Origin of the sequence: Pelodictyon luteolum DSM 273 (genome assembly GCF_000012485.1) — a bacterium.
Taxonomy (GTDB): Bacteria; Bacteroidota; Chlorobiia; order Chlorobiales; family Chlorobiaceae; genus Chlorobium; species Chlorobium luteolum.
Genome location: NC_007512.1, coordinates 1,425,700 through 1,443,531, shown reverse-complemented (window position 1 = coordinate 1,443,531; position 17,832 = coordinate 1,425,700). Strand labels below are relative to the sequence as shown.

Sequence of the window (17,832 nt, the reverse complement as noted above, 5' to 3'; positions counted from 1 at the left end):
CCGGGATCATTATTACGGCACGGCATCCCCCGTGGCGTACTCTGTGGCGTGAAAGTGCCCCGGGGCCTTTAGCAGCTTGCCCATGAACGGCGCTTCCGGTGTTGACAACTTTCATGAAGGGCGTATCTGAAACTCTTTTATCAGGTCATGGCGGTAGGATGTTAAGGGGGTATACATTTCTAAGTTGTCTTTATGTAGTGCTTTATGGGGGTTTTTATGTTCTTTTACCCTTCTGGCGTAATTCGTGGTGTGCTGTTGACAACACTGCTTCCTGATGTGTATGGAATGTTGATAACTTGTTGACAGCTTTTTGCCGCCCTGGTTCGCTTTTAATGCGCATGCCGGAAAATGACCAAAATGTTCATATATTCTGCGGCAGAAACAGTCCCCCTGCTCCCCGGGGTACGGAGTCTCTAAGAGGCTTTCCGGGGGCAGATCCATGATACGCTGATCCCTATGCTTTCACTGCCTTTTGCAACGCTTGCGACCCGTGCTGCCCAGATTCGGCTCGTTATTTCCGACAATGACGGTGTGTTCACCGACAACGGCGTCTATTATTCCGAGTCCGGGGAGGTGATGAAGCGCTACTCTATCCGTGACGGGATGGGGGTTGAGCGTCTGCGTCTTCACGGCATTGATACCGCAGTAATGACGGGGGAAGTGTCCCCGAGCATCAGGAAGCGTGCCGAAAAGCTCGGCATGACCCGCCTGTACCTCGGCGTCAAGGACAAGCGGGCGATGCTTGAGGCTGTCCTTATGGAAACCGGTCTGCAGCTGTCCGAACTGGCCTACATCGGGGACGATGTCAACGATGTGGAGATCATGGAGGCTATCGCGCCCGAGGGCCTCGTGGCATGTCCCGGTGACGCTACATCGTTTGTCGAACCCCTTGTTCATTACCGGGCCGCAGCGGACGGAGGGTACGGGGCATTCAGGGATTTCGCCGAATGGCTCCTTCGCCTGAGAAGCCTTTAGGCAGGGTCGGCCGACCAGTATTTTTTCATCGTTATCACAAAAGAGCAATGCAAGCAGTGAACATAGGTGGCAGGGCTGTCGGTGACGGCCAGCCCGTTTTCATCATCGCCGAGATAGGCATCAATCACAACGGGTCCCTCGATGTCGCAAAAAAGCTCATAGAGAGCGCGGCCATTGCCGGATGCGATGCCGTGAAGTTTCAGAAAAGGACTCCGGATCTCTGCGTGCCGGAGAATCAGCGGGACATCGAGCGCGATACACCCTGGGGCCGGATGACCTACATCAACTACCGTTACAAGGTTGAGTTCGGAGCGGAGGAGTACGCCGAGATCGACCGCTGCTGCAGGCAAAACAATATCCTCTGGTTTGCTTCGTGCTGGGACGAAGAGGCGGTTGATTTCATGGAGGCATTCGAGCCGCCATGCTACAAGGCGGCCTCGGCCTCGCTCACCGATCTGCCCCTGCTCCGGAAAACGAAGGGCACCGGCCGTCCCCTCATCATTTCAACGGGCATGTCGACCATGGATGAGGTTGAGGCCGCCGTCAATGAGCTCGGGTCCGAAAACCTCCTTATCGCCCATACCAACTCAACCTATCCCTGTCCGGTCGAGGAGCTCAACCTCAAAATGATATCGAGCCTCAAGTCGCTCTATCCGGGGGTACCGATCGGCTATTCCGGCCATGAAACCGGGCTCCCGACCACCTGGGCGGCTGTTGCGCTCGGAGCAACCTTCGTTGAACGCCATGTCACCCTCGACCGTGCCATGTGGGGGTCGGACCAGGCCGCCTCGGTTGAGATCTCCGGCATGTCGCGCCTCGTCGAAAACATCCGCGACATTGAAAAAGCCATGGGCGACGGCATCAAGCGGGTCTATGCAGGAGAGGCAGCAGCACGCAAAAAACTCCGCCGCTCCTGAGTGCTTCCGGGGGGGAAGGCTTGCTATATTTACCCGTCTCCCTTAAATTCCTCCTTCGCCCGCCGGGTGGGGCAGCGGCCTTGCCGTGTACCGACGGCGGCATATACTATTATTCTACGAACGAGATCAACGACCTTTCATCATGAGCAACAAGCAGAATACAGCAGTGCAGGAGTTCGAGTACAAGGCAGAAATGAAACAGCTGCTCGACCTCATCGTCCATTCCCTCTACACCCATCCCGAAATCTTTCTCCGCGAGCTTGTCTCCAATGCTTCCGATGCCCTCAGCAAGGCGCGCTTCAGCGCCCTTACCGACGACACCATGGCCAAAGTCTCCGGAGAGGCGGCCATCAGGATCTCCCTTGACGCCAAGACGGCAGCGTTCGCCATTGAAGACACCGGCATCGGCATGACCGAGGAGGAACTGATCGCCAACCTCGGCACCGTGGCCAGGTCCGGCACCCTCGGCTTCATGCAGGCGCTCCGCCAGGAGAAAAAGGAGCTCGACGGCAACCTCATCGGCCAGTTCGGCGTCGGGTTCTACTCGGTGTTCATGGTGACCGACGACGTCACGGTCGAGACCCGCAGCGCACGGGCCGGGTCTGAAGGCCTCCGGTGGCGCTCGTCAGGCCAGGGGACCTACACCATCGAAAAGATCGACAAAAAAGAGCCCGGCACCCGGATCTCCTTCACCCTCAAGGACGAGCACAAGGAGTTTGCCGAAGAGTACCGGGTCGAGCACATCATCAAGAAGTACTCCAACTTCGTCGATTTCCCGATCTATCTCGAAACGAAGCAGCTCAACAGCATCACCGCCCTCTGGCAGCGTCCGAAGAGCGAGCTGAAGCAGGAGGAGGTCAACGAATTCTACAAGTTCATCAGCAACGATTTCAACGAACCCCTCGACTACCTCCACGTGTCGGTGGAAGGGGCCGTCAGCTTCAAGGCAATCCTGTTTCTTCCGAAAGAGGCTCCGATGGAGCTGCTCTATCGCCAGGGCGAACTCGAGAACAAAGGTCCGCAGCTCTATGTGAAAAAGGTGATGATCCAGCACGAGTGCCGTGATCTGCTTCCCGAGTATCTCCGCTTCATCGCGGGCGTGGTCGACACCGAGGACCTGTCGCTGAACGTGTCTCGTGAAATCGTGCAGTCGAGCCCCGTAATGTCGAAAATCCGGCAGATCCTGACCGGGAAGATCCTTGGCTGGTTCGAGGAGCTCGCTACCGCTCAGCCGGAGAAGTTCAGGACCTTCTACAAGGCTTTTGGCCCCATTGTCAAAATCGGACTGAACACTGATTTCACCAACCGCGACAAACTCATCGAGCTGCTGCGCTTCGAGAGCACCAAGACCGGGGAGGGGGAGTACGTCACCCTGAAAGAGTACGCCGCCCGCATGGCTCCGGACCAGAAAGAGATCTACTACCATTCCGGTGCAGGCAGGGCCCAGCTCCTTGCCAACCCGAACCTTGAGTATTTCCAGGACAAGGGGATCGAAGTGCTGCTGCTCAGTGATCCGGTTGATGTGTTCGTGATTCCCTCCATCCACGAGTACGACAAAAAACAGCTCAAGTCCATCGAAAAGGCGGACATTGACTTCTCCAAAGCAACGAAGGACAAGACGGAGCCGATCGCTGAAAATCTGCTTGTTCCGCTGCTGAAGATCTTCCGGGAAACCCTTGGCGAGGGCATCGAGGACGTTGTCGAGTCACACCGCCTCGTCAGCTCTCCCGTGACGCTTGTCAGCGGCAAGGACGCCATGGACAGCCAGATGGAGCGGATGATGAAAATGATGCAGCAGGAGATGCCGGCCGGCAGGAAGATCCTCGAGGTGAACCCTTCGCATCCCATCATCAGGAACCTGTCGGGCATGATGATGGCCAACGACAATAACCCCCTCATCCGTACCGCAATCCACCAGCTGTACGAAGGGGCACTGCTTCTTGAGGGCGGACTGGATTCCACCACGGGCTTTGTCTCGCGGATGAATGAGTTGATCGAGGCAGCGACGCTTTCGCGGTAACGGCATACCCCAACAATAACAAACACCAGGACTGTGAAACGCAACAGGGAACTGAACACAAGGGAGATCGAGGCATTCCAGAAGAACGAGATCACCGAGTACCATATCTACCGCAATCTGGCCACCAGGGTCCGCGGGGTGAAGAACCGCCGGGTGCTGGCCCAGATCGCCGATGACGAGATGCGGCACTACAATATCTGGAAGAACCATAGCCGCAGGGACGTGGCTCCCAGCCGTTTCAGGATCTGGTTCTACTCACTGGTCAGCATGCTCTTCGGATTCACCTTCGGCATCAGGCTGATGGAGAAGGGGGAAAAAGGCGCACTCGATGCCTACGGAGCCCTGCCGCCCTCGCTGCATGAAGTCAACGGCATTCTCCGCGACGAAGAGGAGCATGAGGAGGCCCTGCTCAAGCTGCTTGACGAGGAACGCCTGCAGTACACCGGCTCGATCGTACTCGGCCTGAACGATGCGCTTGTCGAACTGATGGGTGTGCTTGCCGGTCTGACTCTTGCCCTGCAGGATACAAGACTTGTGGCTCTTACCGCCTCCATCACGGGATTTGCCGCAGCGCTATCGATGGCGGCTTCGGAGTATCTGTCGACCAAGTCTGAACCGAACGGAAACAACCCTTTCCGTGCAGCCATCTATACCGGCATCGCCTATATTCTGACCGTCATCGTGCTGGTTGCGCCCTTCATCCTGATCGCCGACCTCTATGTGTCGCTCGGCCTGTCGTTTTTCGGAGCGGTCTGCATCATCGGATTCTTCAACTACTACATTTCCGTTGCCCGCGACGTGCCCTTCAGGACCCGGTTCCTTGAAATGGTCGGGCTGAGCTTCTCGGTTGCCGCCTTGAGTTTCCTTGCCGGCTATGTCATCCGCTATGCTTTCGGCATAGAGGTATGACCGGTCAGTGGAGGGAGGCCGTAACCCGCCTCCCTTCAGCCTCCGGGTCCACCTTTCCCGCTGTTGCTATCCTCAGCACCAGCGGCTCCTCTTTGCCGCTGAACCCCTCACGTCTGGCATATTGTTCCAGAAGGACCGCTTCGTCTGCTTCGGAGGCATCGCTGTGCCGTTCACTCCGCAGTCGCACCCGTTGCATGAGCACCTCATCAGGGGCTTCATACGCCAGGATCCTGCAGGGGCATCCGAGTGAACCGGCCAGATCAATGAACTCTTTTCTCTCGCTCTTCCTGAGGAACGCGGCATCGGCAATGACCGGGTAGCCACCGCAAAGTGCAGCATCCGCCGCCTCTAGCAGCTGGTTGTAGGTCGCCCGGCTCATTTGTGTGGTGTAGATGGACTCCGAAAGCTCCCGGCTGCTCTCAAGCGGTTTCAGGCCCCGAAGGCGCTTGCGCTCAATGTCGGACCGGACATGCACTGCGCCAAGTGTCGTGGCGAGTGCGGCGGCATGGGTCGTTTTGCCGCTGCCGGAGAGTCCCGTTGTGATGAGCAGGTATGGGCGTTTCTCCTCTATGCACCGGCCGGCAAAGCCGATATAGGAACGGTGCTCCTGCAGGGCAAGCTTTCGCGCTTCGCCTGTTTCCTGGCTGTAGCGTATCGCCGTCACCTTTGCCCGCACCAGCGCCCTGTAGATGGTGTAGAAACGTACTACCCGCATCGCGCCGTAGTCGCCGGTTTCCATCATCCACCGGTTCAGGAAGCACCAGGCCAGATCCCTCCTTTCTGCATGCAGGAGATCCATGAAAAGAAATCCGGCATCGCTGGCGACGTCGATGCAGCTGAGCCTATTGCTGAACTCGATGCAGTCGAACACCTCCACCTCCTCGTTCACCAGCACCATATTGCCCGAATGCAGGTCGCCGTGGCACCTGCGTATGCATCCTGCGGCTTTTCTCCCGGCGAATACCCTCATGAGCTCGTTGTGGCGTTCGAGTGTCCACTTCCTCAGCCGCTCGACGAGGGCGCCCTCGCCTGCATCGGTTGCAGCCGGCTCCAGATGGCCGAAGTTCTCGAGCATGGGCTTGATGAGCGTATCGGCTGTGCCGTACGGGGTCGAAGGGGGAAGCGGGTCAAGGGATGTGTGAAAGGCTGCGATCTTTGAGGCAAGCTGCTCGACCAGTGCCTGTTTCAGGCCGCCGGACCGGAGCAGGCGGTCGAGCTCCTGTGTCCGGTCGAAACGTACCATTTTGACGGCGTAGTCTGCCGTCTCACCCTCTCCCCCGATATGAAGCCGCCCGTCTCTTTGGACAACCGGTACGACATCAAGGTAGATGCCCCGGCATAGCCTCCGGTTCAGCCGCAGCTCCTCGTGGCAGAATTGCCTGCGCTTTTCAAGGGTTGAGAAGTCGAGGAACCCGAGATCAACTGGTTTTTTGACCTTGTAGGCATAGCCGCCCGCAAGAAATACCCATGAAATATGGGTCTCGACCAATACAATTTCACCAGTGGGGTGCGGGTATGCCTGGGGGTCCAGAAGCGATTCCGGCAGACGGTTCATGGCAGCTCCCCGTGATGGGGCCGGAGGGGGAGGTTTGTAGGAAACGGAACTCTCTGATTTTATCAATATACGAGCGTGCAGGGTGTCCGGCAAGCCTGATGGAGGTGGACGGAGTCGCCGGCCGGAGGGGCATTTGTGATATCCAGCGGTTTGGCCGAACCGGTCACAATCTGATAGCTTAAGTCCAAAAAAAGTTTAAATTGAAATTTTGTAGATACCATTTTCTCCCGGCGCCAGAGAGGCCTTTCCGGCTGCTGGCGGTTAACCCTTGGTTCCATTTCTCTGACTATGATCCATCTTACCAAAATCATCTGTCCGACGGACTATTCCGAAGCGTCGCATACGGCAGTGCGCTACGCGGTCGATTTCGCCCACCGGGTAGGAGCGCATGTGCGGTTCCTGCATGTGCTGCACGGCGGCAACATCGCTGAAAAGACTGCTGCCGGCTACGGCGTGGAAATCGGCGGGGCCCGTCAGGAAGATGTGCTTCCCGAACACTTTTCGTCCCTGCTCATGAGAGAGAAAAAGAAGGGACTCGCGGCCGATGTGCTGGTGCTCAGGGGAGAGGCGGACAGTGTCATCACCGAGCAGGCCGCGCTGTGGGGTGCCGATCTCATCATCATGGGCTCCCACGGCCGCACAGGTCTCAAGCGGCTGATGATGGGCAGCGTTGCTGAAGCGGTGTTCCGCGGTTGCGACATTCCGGTGCTGCTTGTCAAGCATGACGTTTCGGGCCGGATCGTTTCGGCCTGAGTGCCAGTAGAAATTTCATTGAACCGCATAGCTTTTTTGTTATGATGACGAACTTCCGCAATTCAGTACTGTCGCTGATCACCGAGACCTCCGCCAACCTTCCGAGCGATGTCCGCCGTGCCATTGCTGCGGCCATAGAGAGAGAGGATCCGGATTCCAGGGCAGGGCTTTCCATGTCGGCCATTTCGCTCAACATCGATATGGCGGTCGACCGCGTCGCTCCGGTCTGCCAGGACACCGGCATGCCGACATTCTTCATCCACGCCCCGAAAGGCGTCGATCAGCTCTTCATGAAGCGGGAGATCGAAGAAGCGATCGCTGAGGCATCGCGTACCGGCAAACTCCGCCCGAATGCAGTTGATGCCATCACCGGAAAGAATTCCGGAAACAATCTCGGATGCCATGTCCCCGTCATCCACTTCGAGCCCTGGGAAAAAGAGGACATCGAAGTGCGCCTCATCCTGAAGGGCGGCGGCTGCGAGAACAAGAACATCCAGTATTCCCTTCCGATGGAGGTTCCCGGACTCGGCAGGGCGGCACGCGATATCGACGGCGTGCGCAAGTGCATCCTCCACTCGGTCTGGCAGGCGCAGGGTCAGGGCTGCAGCCCGGGCTTCATCGGCGTCGGCGTCGGGGGAGACCGCACCAGCGGCTACGAGCTTGCCAAAAAACAGCTCTTCCGCCGGGTCGACGACACCAATCCGGATCATGATCTGCAGGGCCTCGAAGAGAGCATCATGGCTTCGGCAAACACGTTCGGCATCGGCCCGATGGGCTTCGGCGGAAAAACCACCCTGCTCGGCTGCAAGATCGGCAAGTCGCACCGGGTGCCGGCAAGCTTTTTCGTGTCTGTGGCATACAACTGCTGGGCCTACCGCCGTCTCGGCATCATTGTCGATCCGGCTGACGGGTCGGTGAAAGAGTGGCAGTTCCGTGACGAAAATGAAATCACCCGCATGGCCAAAGGGGAGGGGATGCCTCTCACCGGAAAAGAGGTGGTGCTGAAGGCCCCTCTCACCGAAGAGGAGGTACGCTCGCTGAGGGTCGGCGACGTGGTGCTCGTCAGCGGCGAAATGCATACCGGCAGGGATGCCTTCCATCACTACATCATGCACCATGACCTTCCCGAAGGGGTCGATACCCGCGGGGGAGTGCTCTATCACTGCGGACCGGTCATCCTTAAAAACGAGGACGGATCTTACGCCGTCAACGCTGCAGGCCCGACAACCTCGATCCGTGAAGAGCCTTACCAGGCGGACGTCATAAAGAAACTCGGCCTGCGCGCCATCATCGGCAAGGGCGGCATGGGGCCGAAGACCCTGGCCGGGCTCCAGGAGCACGGGGCGGTTTACCTGAACGCAATCGGCGGTGCTGCGCAGTACTATGCGGCGTGCATCAAGAAGGTCACCGGTGTGGATCTGCTTGAGGAGATGGGCGTGCCGGAAGCGATGTGGCATTTCGAGGTCGAAGGGTTCCCGGCCATCGTAACCATGGACGCACACGGCAACAGCCTTCACAGCGAGATAGAGAACGATTCGAAGCGCGCCCTCGAGGCAGCAGGGTAAGGTGTTCCGGCCGGTGCCGGACTGACGGGGTTCCGTTTTGCTACTCAACAATCAATAAAAATCGAAGCTATGGCGTTTGACGGCGTAATTCTCATGGTGGTGGGTATGCTCACCGTGTATGTGTTCATCATGCTGATGATCATGATGATCAAGATCCTTTCGAATGTGTTCAGAACCCATGCGCTCGATGAAGAGAAGAGCATCCTTGACGAGATCGAGTCCAAGCGGCGGAAAAAGAGGGAAAAGGATATGAAGAAAGCTGCCGCCACCATGGGAACCGCAGGCGATGCGGCCAGAATGACGGCAGTGATAACCGCGGCGGTCCATGCCCATGCCGCACGGCAGTCTTAAAGCTCAGCCCGGGCCATGCACGGCGGCTGAAAACGTATCGACGAACTGAAAAAGCTCAATAAAACCAAAGAAGGCACATGAAAAGAATACGGTTTATGGATGTATCATTCCGTGACGGGTTCCAGTCCTGTTACGGCGCACGGGTGAAGACTGAGGATTTCATCCCCGCTCTCGAGGCTGCCGTTGCAGCCGGGACGGATAATTTCGAGATCGGTGGAGGCGCCCGGTTCCAGAGCCTGTACTTCTACTGCCAGGAGGATGCCTTCGAGATGATGGACGCCGCCCGCAGGGTTGTTGGTCCCGACATCAACCTCCAGACCCTTTCAAGGGGTGCGAACGTCGTCGGTCTGGTATCGCAGTCGCGCGACATCATCGACCTGCACGCAAGGATGTTCAAGAAGCACGGCATCACCACCATCCGCAACTTCGACGCCCTGATGGATGTGCGCAATATCGCATACTCCGGCCAGTGCATCCACAATGCGGGCCTCAAGCATCAGGTCGTCATTGCCCTCATGGGCCTTCCTCCGGGACTGAAGGAGAGCTACTGCCACACCCCGAAGTTCTACCTCGACAAGCTTCGTGAGATCCTTGACGCCGGCATTCCGTTCGACAGCGTTGCCTTCAAGGACGCTTCCGGCGTGACGACCCCGACGGTGGTCTATGAATCAATCAAGGGCGCACGTGCGATGCTCCCAGAGGGTACCATCATCGAGTTCCACACCCATGACACCGCCGGTATGGGCGTGGCCTGCAACTTCGCCGCAATTGAAGGCGGAGCGGACATCATCGATCTTGCCATGGCTCCCGTCAGCGGAGGCACGGCCGAGGTCGACATCCTCACCATGTGGCACCGCCTGCGCGGCACCGACTATACGCTTGACATCGATCCCGAGAAGTACATCGAGGTCGAGGCGCTCTTTGCTGAACGGATGGAGAAGTACTACATGCCGCCGGAAGCCAAAGAGGTCAACCCCGTCATCCCGTTCTCGCCGATGCCCGGCGGCGCGCTTACGGCCAACACCCAGATGATGCGCGACAACAACACCCTGCACCTGTTCCCGGAGGTCATCCGCAACATGCGTGAAGTGGTCGCCAAGGGCGGGTTCGGCTCGTCCGTCACCCCGGTTTCCCAGTTCTATTTCCAGCAGGCTTTCGCAAACACCGTGCAGGGCCCCTGGACGAAGATCACCGACAGCTACGGCAAGATGGTGCTCGGCTATTTCGGCAACACCCCTGCAGAGCCTGATCCGGAAGTGGTGCGGCTTGCATCCGAACAGCTCGGACTTCAGCCGACGAAAGAGGATGTGCACGACATCAATGACCGCAACCCCGAGCTCGGCATTGCCTACAACCGTTCGCTGCTTGAGAAAGCAGGCGTTCCCGTCACGGAAGAGAACATCTTCATCGCTGCAACATGCGGCGCAAAAGGGATTTCGTTCCTCCAGGGCGACAAGCCGCTCGGCATCCGCTACAAAGCTGATGTTGAGGCTGAAATGGCTGCAAAGGTGGCAAAAAAGCATGGCACGGCCGAACCGAAGAATGTGAATCAGCGTCTTAATGAACTCATCGTCAAACCCCAGAAATCCTGTATGTCAAACTATATCGTTACCGTGGACGGCAAGTCCTTCAATGTTTCGGTCGCCGATGGAACCGGCGCCGTGAAACCTGTCGCAGAAGCAGCACCTGCAGCCGTTCCTTCTTCAGGTGAGGGCGTTCCTGTTGAAACCTCTCTTCCCGGAACCGTCATGGCCATCTCCGTCGAAGTCGGTGACACGGTTGCCGAGGGTGATGAGATCGCCATCATCGAGGCCATGAAGATGGAGTCTCCCGTCAAGTCGCCGAGGGCTGGAAAAGTCGTCTCCATTGATGTCGCCGTCGGCGATACGGTGGCAACCGGTGACGTGCTCGTATACATCGCCTGATAAAACCGGAGTGACACGCCCCCATCCTTTCAGCTGTCAGTGTGGAGGGATGGGGAGCGCACCCCTGAAAAATTCATAGGTTTCAAACCACAACTATGCGCAAATTACTGTTAGTCGTGTTTTCCCTGCTGCTCTTCAGTACGGCAGGGTTTTCCCAGACTTTTTTCCAGACCGAAGGCAATTCGGTGACCCTTCAGGTTCCCGACAGCCTTGAATTGGTGAAGGTCCCGATACGCGACAGCCGGAACCTGAAGGTTGGTGACGAGGTAAAGCAGGGAGATTTTCTCGCCCTCTTTTCTGATGAGGCCCATAACAAGATTACGGTGACTGCCGGCGTTTCGGGCCACATCACCTACATCAACGATTCCCTCTATCACAAGTACTCGCCGATTCCTGCCGGGACTGAACTCATCCGGATTTCCCGGGAAGACCTCCTCGTGAACATCCAGGGATCCGAAGTGACCCACGAGAGGCTGTCGATCGGCTTGGTGATGAACAACCTCATGGAGAGCACCGGCATCTATGCCCTCATTACCGACAACAACCTGATATGGACTGAAGGTCTCGGCCGTCTGCTCATGATCAGCGTTGGCATTCTCCTCATCTACCTTGGCATTTCCAAAGGGTTTGAGCCGCTGCTTCTCATTCCGATCGGCATGGGCGCTGTGTTTTCGAACATACCGCTGGCCTATATCAATGATGAGGGCGGCATTCTTTACTATGTGTTCCATGTCGGCATCGAAACCGGTGTCTTCCCGCTGCTCATCTTCATGGGTGTCGGCGCCATGACCGATTTCGGTCCGATGATCGCCAACCCGAAAACCGCCCTGCTCGGCGGTGCTGCCCAGCTTGGTATTTTCACGACCCTTATCGGCGCACTCGTTCTCTCGCAGTATGTTCCGGGTATCAACTTTACCATGAAGGATGCCGCTTCCATTGGCATCATCGGCGGTGCCGACGGTCCGACCTCGATTTTTGTGGCTTCCCGTCTCAGCCCGGCGCTGCTCGGCAGCATTGCTGTTGCCGCCTATTCTTATATGGCGCTTGTGCCGATCATCCAGCCCCCGATCATGAAGTTCTTCACTACCGAAGCTGAGCGCAAGATCAAGATGAGCCAGCTCCGTTATGTATCGAAGAGGGAGAAGATCATTTTCCCGCTCGTCGTGATCCTGCTCTGCGCGCTTCTGTTGCCCTCAACTGCTCCCCTCATCGGGTTCCTCATGTTCGGTAACCTGATGCGCGAGTGCGGTGTTGTTGACAGGCTCAGTGATACGTCCCAGAACGCCCTCATCAATATCGTCACCATTTTCCTCGGACTCGGTGTCGGCAGCAAGCTCTCTGCAGAGAAGTTCCTGAACATCGAGACCCTCGGCATCCTCATCCTCGGTCTCATCGCCTTCTCTGTCGGTACGGCCGGCGGTATCCTCATGGCTCGGTTCATGAACCTCTTCCTCAAGCAGAAGATCAATCCGCTTATCGGTTCAGCCGGCGTCTCGGCTGTGCCGATGGCCGCCCGTGTAGCGAACAAGGTCGGTCTTGAGTCTGATCCGCACAACTTCCTCCTGATGCATGCCATGGGGCCGAACGTGTCCGGCGTCATCGGCTCTGCGGTTGCCGCGGGTCTACTCCTCGCTGTGTTCATGTAACATTCAGGACCATGGTGCCGGCGAATGCAGGCACAGGCAATACGCCAGAATGGCGGCCATCGGGCCGCCATTCTGCGTTCTTGGGAGGTATAGGGTATGGGGGAGTGTATCCCGCGTTTTCTTCCGGTCAGCTTTTCAGGATGACCTCGCAGTCCGGGTGCAGTTCAATAAAGCGTTCGAGCTCGATGTCGGGTATCCGGCCCGCAGTCAGTTCCAGTTTCTCAAGGCTTTCATGGGCCATGACCGGCTCGATTGAGCGTACCTGGGTATAGGAAATGTCAAGCTCTTCGAGTTCGCTGTGCATCTCAAGGGGCTCGATGCTGCTTACCGGAGTTGCTGCAATGCTGAGTTCGCGGAGGAACGGCAGGTTACGGAGCGGTTCGATGCTCTCGATGGCGGTTTTATTGCAGCGGAGGTATTCAAGGTTCTTGAGAGCAGAAAGCGGCGAGAGGTCGTTGACCGCCGAATTGTTGATGCCGAGTTCTATCAGGTTTTCCAGGTCCGAGAGCGCGTCGATGGATGTGATCCCTGTTTTATAGCAGCTGAGTTTTTCCAGGGCCTTGAGGTTCCTCAGCGCAGAGAGGTCGGTGATCGGGGTTTCGGAGCAGTAGAGTTCCTCAAGGTTTTCCAGGTCGCGTATCGGTTCAAGTGAGGCGACCCTTGTGCTCGAAATCCAGAGCAGTTTGAGGGTTTTCAGTCCGCGAAGCGGCTCAAGGGAAGAAAAATCGCAGTCGAAGGCATACATACGCTGCAGGTTCGTGAGGCCGGCGACAGGCTCAAGGCTTTCGACGGGGGACTCGTCGCACCGCAGCTGCTGAAGCTTTTCGAGGGGCGCGACCGGGAGGAGATCATGGATCCTGCGGTTGTCGCAGCGCAGATGCGTGGTGTCGAAAAAAGCGAGCAGTTCATTGTCAGCGGGGTCCCGAACCACTTTCAGGGTGTGGCGGACCACGTCTTTCCACTCGGCGGTCAGTGACTCCCACCATTTTTTCCGCAGTCCGCTATCGCGGAGCAGGTCCCTGCGGCTGGTTGTGCGGAGGAATTCGGCTTCATCGGGGCTGCAGCAGATATGGCGGGCTTCCCGGTTCTCTTTTATTTCTACCGGGGTGTCCTCTTCGGGGGGCTGGAACCCGGCGAGCTTGTCGGTCAGGCAGCGGGTGTACCATTCGGCTTTTTTATCTTCTATGGTACGGTTATGCCGTTCCCTGTCCTGCTGGTCAAGCGAGGAGATCTCTTCGAGAATGTCGTTGCCGCACCGGGGGCAGACGGCGCTGTCAGCAGTGAGGGGGAAGCTGCAGACGGGGCATTGGTTGTAGGTGTTTTGCTCCAAGACAGGTGGCGGTTAAAGCATTGGTAAAACGGCTTCTTGCAACCGGTGGACCGCTCGTCGGTTTGAGCATGGATCCGTCGGTCGCCTTCTTGGGGGGCGCCGTGTTCTTAAATAATAAGAAAAAATGCGTTATCCCCATACCGGGACCCCTGAAATCAGCCTCTTCTGGCAGTAGTTTTTTTGTGCTGTTCCGAATTTCCCTTACAGGACACTGTATCCACCGTGCCCCTGGCTGTATTCTTCAGGGCGCTCATTGAACTTTTTTGGGAGGGAGGCCGTTTAATTTTTCATCATCCCCCACTGTAAATGAAGGAACGGGAACATTTCCCGGGGAGGTTGTCATGGGAGCGGATGCAAGAGTACCCTGGGCTGATAGCCTTTTGGAGCTTTCTAAGGAGGAGTGGCTCCTTCGCAAGAGCGGATTCCGGCGGAGTGAAAAGCATATCCGCATCAACGAGACCCTCCTGACGCTCGGCAACGGTTACCTCAATATCAGGGGCAGCCTTGAGGAACTGCCATCCGGCCATGCCGGAGGGATGTACATTTCCGGTGTGTACGACAAGTCCGAAGCTGATGTGGAGGAACTGGTCAAGTGCCCGATGTGGACCGACCTGTCGCTCTGGGTGGAGGGCCAGAAGTTCTGCCTGTCCACCTCCCGCGCCATCCAGCATGAGCAGATCCTCGACCTCAAAAAAGGTGCGCTGCACCGTAGAACCACCTACCGCCACCCTACAGGAAAGATCCTCACCCTTGAGACCCTCCGCATTGTCATGCTGCATAACCAGCATTACGGATGCATGCTTGTCAGAATAACCCCGCGGAATTTTTCCGGTCCGCTCCGCGTGTTCAGCGGGCTGAACGGCGGTGTCTGCAATCGCGGCTACTTTCCTGAAGAACTGCTGAAGCACCTGCAGCTCGAAAAAATCGAGCGCGGACGCAACTTCATGTACCTGGAGATGAAGACCCGGGAGCAGGAAATGCGCATTGCCGAGGCAGCTTCCTGGCGGCTGGTTGCACCGCCGGGGCAGCATCTGAAATGGGAACCGAGGATCTACGGGGAGAAGTTCACCAGCGAAATCACCCTCGATGTCCAGCGGGGAAAGCCCTACCTGTTTGAAAAGCTTTCCGTTGTCACCACCGCCAGGGAAGTGCCGCCGGAGGCCATGATGAAAGACGCCATATGCCGGCTCCGCGCCTTTGTCCGTAAGGGCGTTCAGACGGAGATCCGCTCCCATGTGAGCCTCTGGGATGAACGGTGGAAACAGGCCGACGTCCAGATACAGGGTGATGATGCCGCCCAGAAAGCCCTTCGCTACAACATCTACCAGCTTCTCATCAACGGCCCGCCGGCACCGGGGGGAGTCGGGGCGAAGTTTCTCAGCAGTGAGGGCTATCTCGGCCACGTGTTCTGGGATACGGAGATCTTCATCCTTCCGTTCTTCATCTACAACTTCCCGGATATCGCCAGAAACATGCTGCTCTACCGGTTCAACACGCTGCCGGGTGCGAGGGAAAACGCCCGGAGGCTGGGGTACGCAGGGGCAAAATACGCATGGGAGTCGGCAACGACCGGTGTTGATGTGACCCCGCGTTTCGCCTCCAAGCTTGAGCGGACCATCCGGTTCATCTATACGGGGGCGGAGGAGGATCACATCGTTTCTGATGTGATATACGGTGTGGAAAAGTATTTCCGTGTTACGGGAGACGAGGCATTTCTCGTTGACTGCGGACTGGAGATGATTTTCCTCACGGCGCGCTTCTGGGCCTCCCGTGTGATCGACAGCGGGGAGCGATGCGAGATCCGTTGCGTCATCGGGCCCGATGAGTTCCATGAGCATGTCGACAACAATGCCTATACCAATGCGCTCGTCAAATGGCACCTCAAACTGGCGGCCATGCTGTTCAAGCATGTCGGCAAATCCCGGCCGGAGGTGCTCGAAGCCCTTTCCGAACGACTTTCCCTCACCCGTGCCGAAGCAGCGGCATGGCTGAGGATGAGCCGCAAGCTCGGCTTCAGGCGAGATCAGAAAACAGGGGTCATCGAGCAGTTCGACGGCTATTTCGCCCTGAAAGACCATGTGATCGACCGGTTCGACCGTGAAGGGCACCCGGTGCTTCCCCGCGGTGTGACATACCGCAACATTGCTTCGACCCGTCTCATCAAGCAGGGAGATGTATTGATGATGATCATGCTCTTTCCTCATGCATTCACGCGTAAAGAGATCGAAGTCAACTACGATTTCTATGAAAAGCGCACGGCGCACAAGTCATCACTCAGCCACTGCGTTCACGCCATAATGGGAATCCAGGCCGGCCGGCGCCAGCATGCCTACAGCTATTTCATGAAAACGGCGCTGTTCGACCTTGAAAACCTCCACAAAAACACCGATCTCGGCATACATGCCGCAGCGGTCGGCGGAACCTGGCAGACGGTCATTTCCGGATTTGGAGGATTTTCAATCAAGTCCGACCGGCTGGTCCTGAAACCCTGGCTGCCGAAAAAGTGGGAGAGCCTCTCCTTCTCGGTCCGCTGGCGGGACCGGACGGTGGATGTGAAGGTGCTGCACGACCGGGTGTCGGTGCTGGTGCACTCCCTTGAAGATATCGAACTGCCGCTCACCCTTTACCGCAAAACAAGCAGGATCAGAACGAATGTCCTTACCGAACTTCCATACACTGCATCATGAATCAGAAGGAGATGACCGATGAACACGCAGCTCAGGATTGCACAGATCGCCCCGCTTATTGAACGGGTGCCGCCAAAAAAATACGGAGGCACCGAACGGGTGGTTTACCACCTTACCGAAGGTCTTGTCGCCCGCGGTCATGATGTCACCCTTTTCGCTTCGGGCGATTCGATTACAAGCGCAAGGCTCATCGCACCGGTCCGGGAAGGACTGCGGCTTGGACGCAAGGAACACTCTCCGCTGATTACGACGATGCTGATGCTTGCCCAGGTGTACGGCGAGATGGCGGACGAGTTCGATATCATCCACTCCCACCTCGAGTACGTGACTTTTCCATTCGCCGTTCACGCAAAGGCGCCTACCGTCTTCACCATGCACGGCCGTCTTGATATCGACGACTATGCCGCAATTCTCCGCAGATACCGACATCTCCCGTTAGTGTCGATCAGCGACAATCAGCGCAGTCCTGTCCCCGACATCAACTGGGTCGGGACCATCTACCACGGCTACCCTCCCTCCTCGTTCGACTACAATCTGCATCCCGACGATTATTTCCTTTACCTCGGCAGATTTTCAGAGGAAAAGCGTCCTGACCAGGCCATGATGCTTGCAATTGCCTGCGGGGTGCGCCTGAAGGTTGCAGCCAAGATAGACCCTGTCGACAGGGAGTATTTTGATCAGCGAATCAAGCCGCTTCTCCAGCATCCGCTCGTCGAGTATGTCGGCGAGGTGGATGAGTGCAGGAAAAGGGAGCTGTTGAAAAACGCACGGGCGTTGCTCAACACCATCGACTGGCCCGAGCCGTTCGGGCTCGTCATGATCGAGGCCCTTGCTTCAGGCACTCCGGTCATCGTCCGCGGATGCGGATCAGCTCCGGAAATCATCACCGGAGGCAAGACCGGATTCGTCTGCAACAGCCGGATGGATTTCATCAATGCCATCCGGGAGATTGATACCATTTCACGCAGCCGGTGCCGTCAGGAATTCCTCGAGCGCTTTTCGGCCGATGCGATGGTCCGCTCCTACGAGTCGCTCTATATGGATCTTCTCCCCGATCGCCGTCTTGAATCCGTGCTGCAGCCTGAACGCCGGCCGGAACCCCTGCATCGCCTGCTTGGCCGCCCGGCAGGTGCCGCTGACCGATCATGAACGTGCTGATGCCCCCGAAAGGGATGAGAGGGGGGCTTATGGTCTGATTT

At 57.3% G+C, this 17,832-nt stretch carries 13 protein-coding genes; 11 read left to right on the top strand and 2 right to left on the bottom strand.

What is annotated here, in order from left to right; all coding sequences use genetic code 11:
- Nucleotides 1-456: 456 nt before the first annotated feature.
- From PLUT_RS06620 to PLUT_RS06605, 4 genes are all read left to right on the top strand, one after another.
- Nucleotides 457-975, top strand: coding sequence for a KdsC family phosphatase (locus PLUT_RS06620; protein WP_011358009.1), 519 nt, complete (start codon nt 457-459; stop codon nt 973-975).
- Between the two features lie 47 nt (nt 976-1,022).
- Nucleotides 1,023-1,892, top strand: coding sequence for an N-acetylneuraminate synthase family protein (locus tag PLUT_RS06615; RefSeq protein ID WP_041463850.1), 870 nt, complete (start codon nt 1,023-1,025; stop codon nt 1,890-1,892).
- A 142-nt stretch (nt 1,893-2,034) separates the two neighbouring features.
- Complete coding sequence (htpG, locus tag PLUT_RS06610; RefSeq protein ID WP_011358007.1) at nt 2,035-3,912, top strand: molecular chaperone HtpG; 1,878 nt, start codon at nt 2,035-2,037, stop codon at nt 3,910-3,912.
- 33 nt (nt 3,913-3,945) lie between these two features.
- Complete coding sequence (locus PLUT_RS06605; RefSeq protein WP_011358006.1) at nt 3,946-4,821, top strand: VIT1/CCC1 transporter family protein; 876 nt, start codon at nt 3,946-3,948, stop codon at nt 4,819-4,821.
- 4 nt (nt 4,822-4,825) lie between these two features.
- On the opposite strand, the gene PLUT_RS06600 is transcribed toward PLUT_RS06605, so the two are convergent.
- The gene (locus PLUT_RS06600) at nt 4,826-6,376 is read right to left on the bottom strand and encodes an AAA family ATPase (protein ID WP_011358005.1); all 1,551 of its coding nucleotides are present in this window, start codon (nt 6,374-6,376) and stop codon (nt 4,826-4,828) included.
- A 288-nt stretch (nt 6,377-6,664) separates the two neighbouring features.
- On the opposite strand from PLUT_RS06600, the gene PLUT_RS06595 reads away from it, so the two are divergent.
- The 5 genes from PLUT_RS06595 to PLUT_RS06575 all read left to right on the top strand — a co-directional run bounded on the left by PLUT_RS06595 (nt 6,665) and on the right by PLUT_RS06575 (nt 12,616).
- On the top strand, nt 6,665-7,129 hold the full coding sequence (locus tag PLUT_RS06595; protein WP_011358004.1) for a universal stress protein: 465 nt from the start codon (nt 6,665-6,667) through the stop codon (nt 7,127-7,129).
- Nucleotides 7,130-7,173: 44 nt separating this feature from the next.
- Nucleotides 7,174-8,694: a fumarate hydratase gene (locus PLUT_RS06590; protein ID WP_041464125.1), complete on the top strand. Its 1,521-nt coding sequence runs from the start codon at nt 7,174-7,176 to the stop codon at nt 8,692-8,694.
- Nucleotides 8,695-8,763: 69 nt separating this feature from the next.
- A complete protein-coding gene (locus tag PLUT_RS06585; RefSeq protein WP_011358002.1) occupies nt 8,764-9,045 on the top strand; it encodes an OadG family transporter subunit in 282 nt (93 codons plus the stop codon).
- Between the two features lie 77 nt (nt 9,046-9,122).
- Entirely contained in the window at nt 9,123-10,970 is a 1,848-nt protein-coding gene (locus PLUT_RS06580; RefSeq protein WP_011358001.1) for a biotin/lipoyl-containing protein, read from the top strand.
- A 95-nt stretch (nt 10,971-11,065) separates the two neighbouring features.
- Nucleotides 11,066-12,616 (top strand): sodium ion-translocating decarboxylase subunit beta, encoded by a 1,551-nt coding sequence (locus PLUT_RS06575; protein ID WP_011358000.1) that lies wholly within the window; start codon nt 11,066-11,068, stop codon nt 12,614-12,616.
- 127 nt (nt 12,617-12,743) lie between these two features.
- Here PLUT_RS06575 and PLUT_RS06570 read toward each other — a convergent pair whose 3' ends face one another.
- Nucleotides 12,744-13,946 (bottom strand): leucine-rich repeat domain-containing protein, encoded by a 1,203-nt coding sequence (locus PLUT_RS06570; RefSeq protein ID WP_011357999.1) that lies wholly within the window; start codon nt 13,944-13,946, stop codon nt 12,744-12,746.
- Nucleotides 13,947-14,287: 341 nt separating this feature from the next.
- Here PLUT_RS06570 and PLUT_RS06565 point away from each other — a divergent pair, with 341 nt between their 5' ends.
- Together PLUT_RS06565 and PLUT_RS06560 are read left to right on the top strand one after the other, a co-directional pair.
- The gene (locus PLUT_RS06565; RefSeq protein ID WP_011357998.1) at nt 14,288-16,633 is read left to right on the top strand and encodes a glycoside hydrolase family 65 protein; all 2,346 of its coding nucleotides are present in this window, start codon (nt 14,288-14,290) and stop codon (nt 16,631-16,633) included.
- An 18-nt stretch (nt 16,634-16,651) separates the two neighbouring features.
- Entirely contained in the window at nt 16,652-17,782 is a 1,131-nt protein-coding gene (locus PLUT_RS06560; RefSeq protein ID WP_011357997.1) for a glycosyltransferase family 4 protein, read from the top strand.
- The last annotated feature ends 50 nt before the right edge of the window (nt 17,783-17,832 follow it).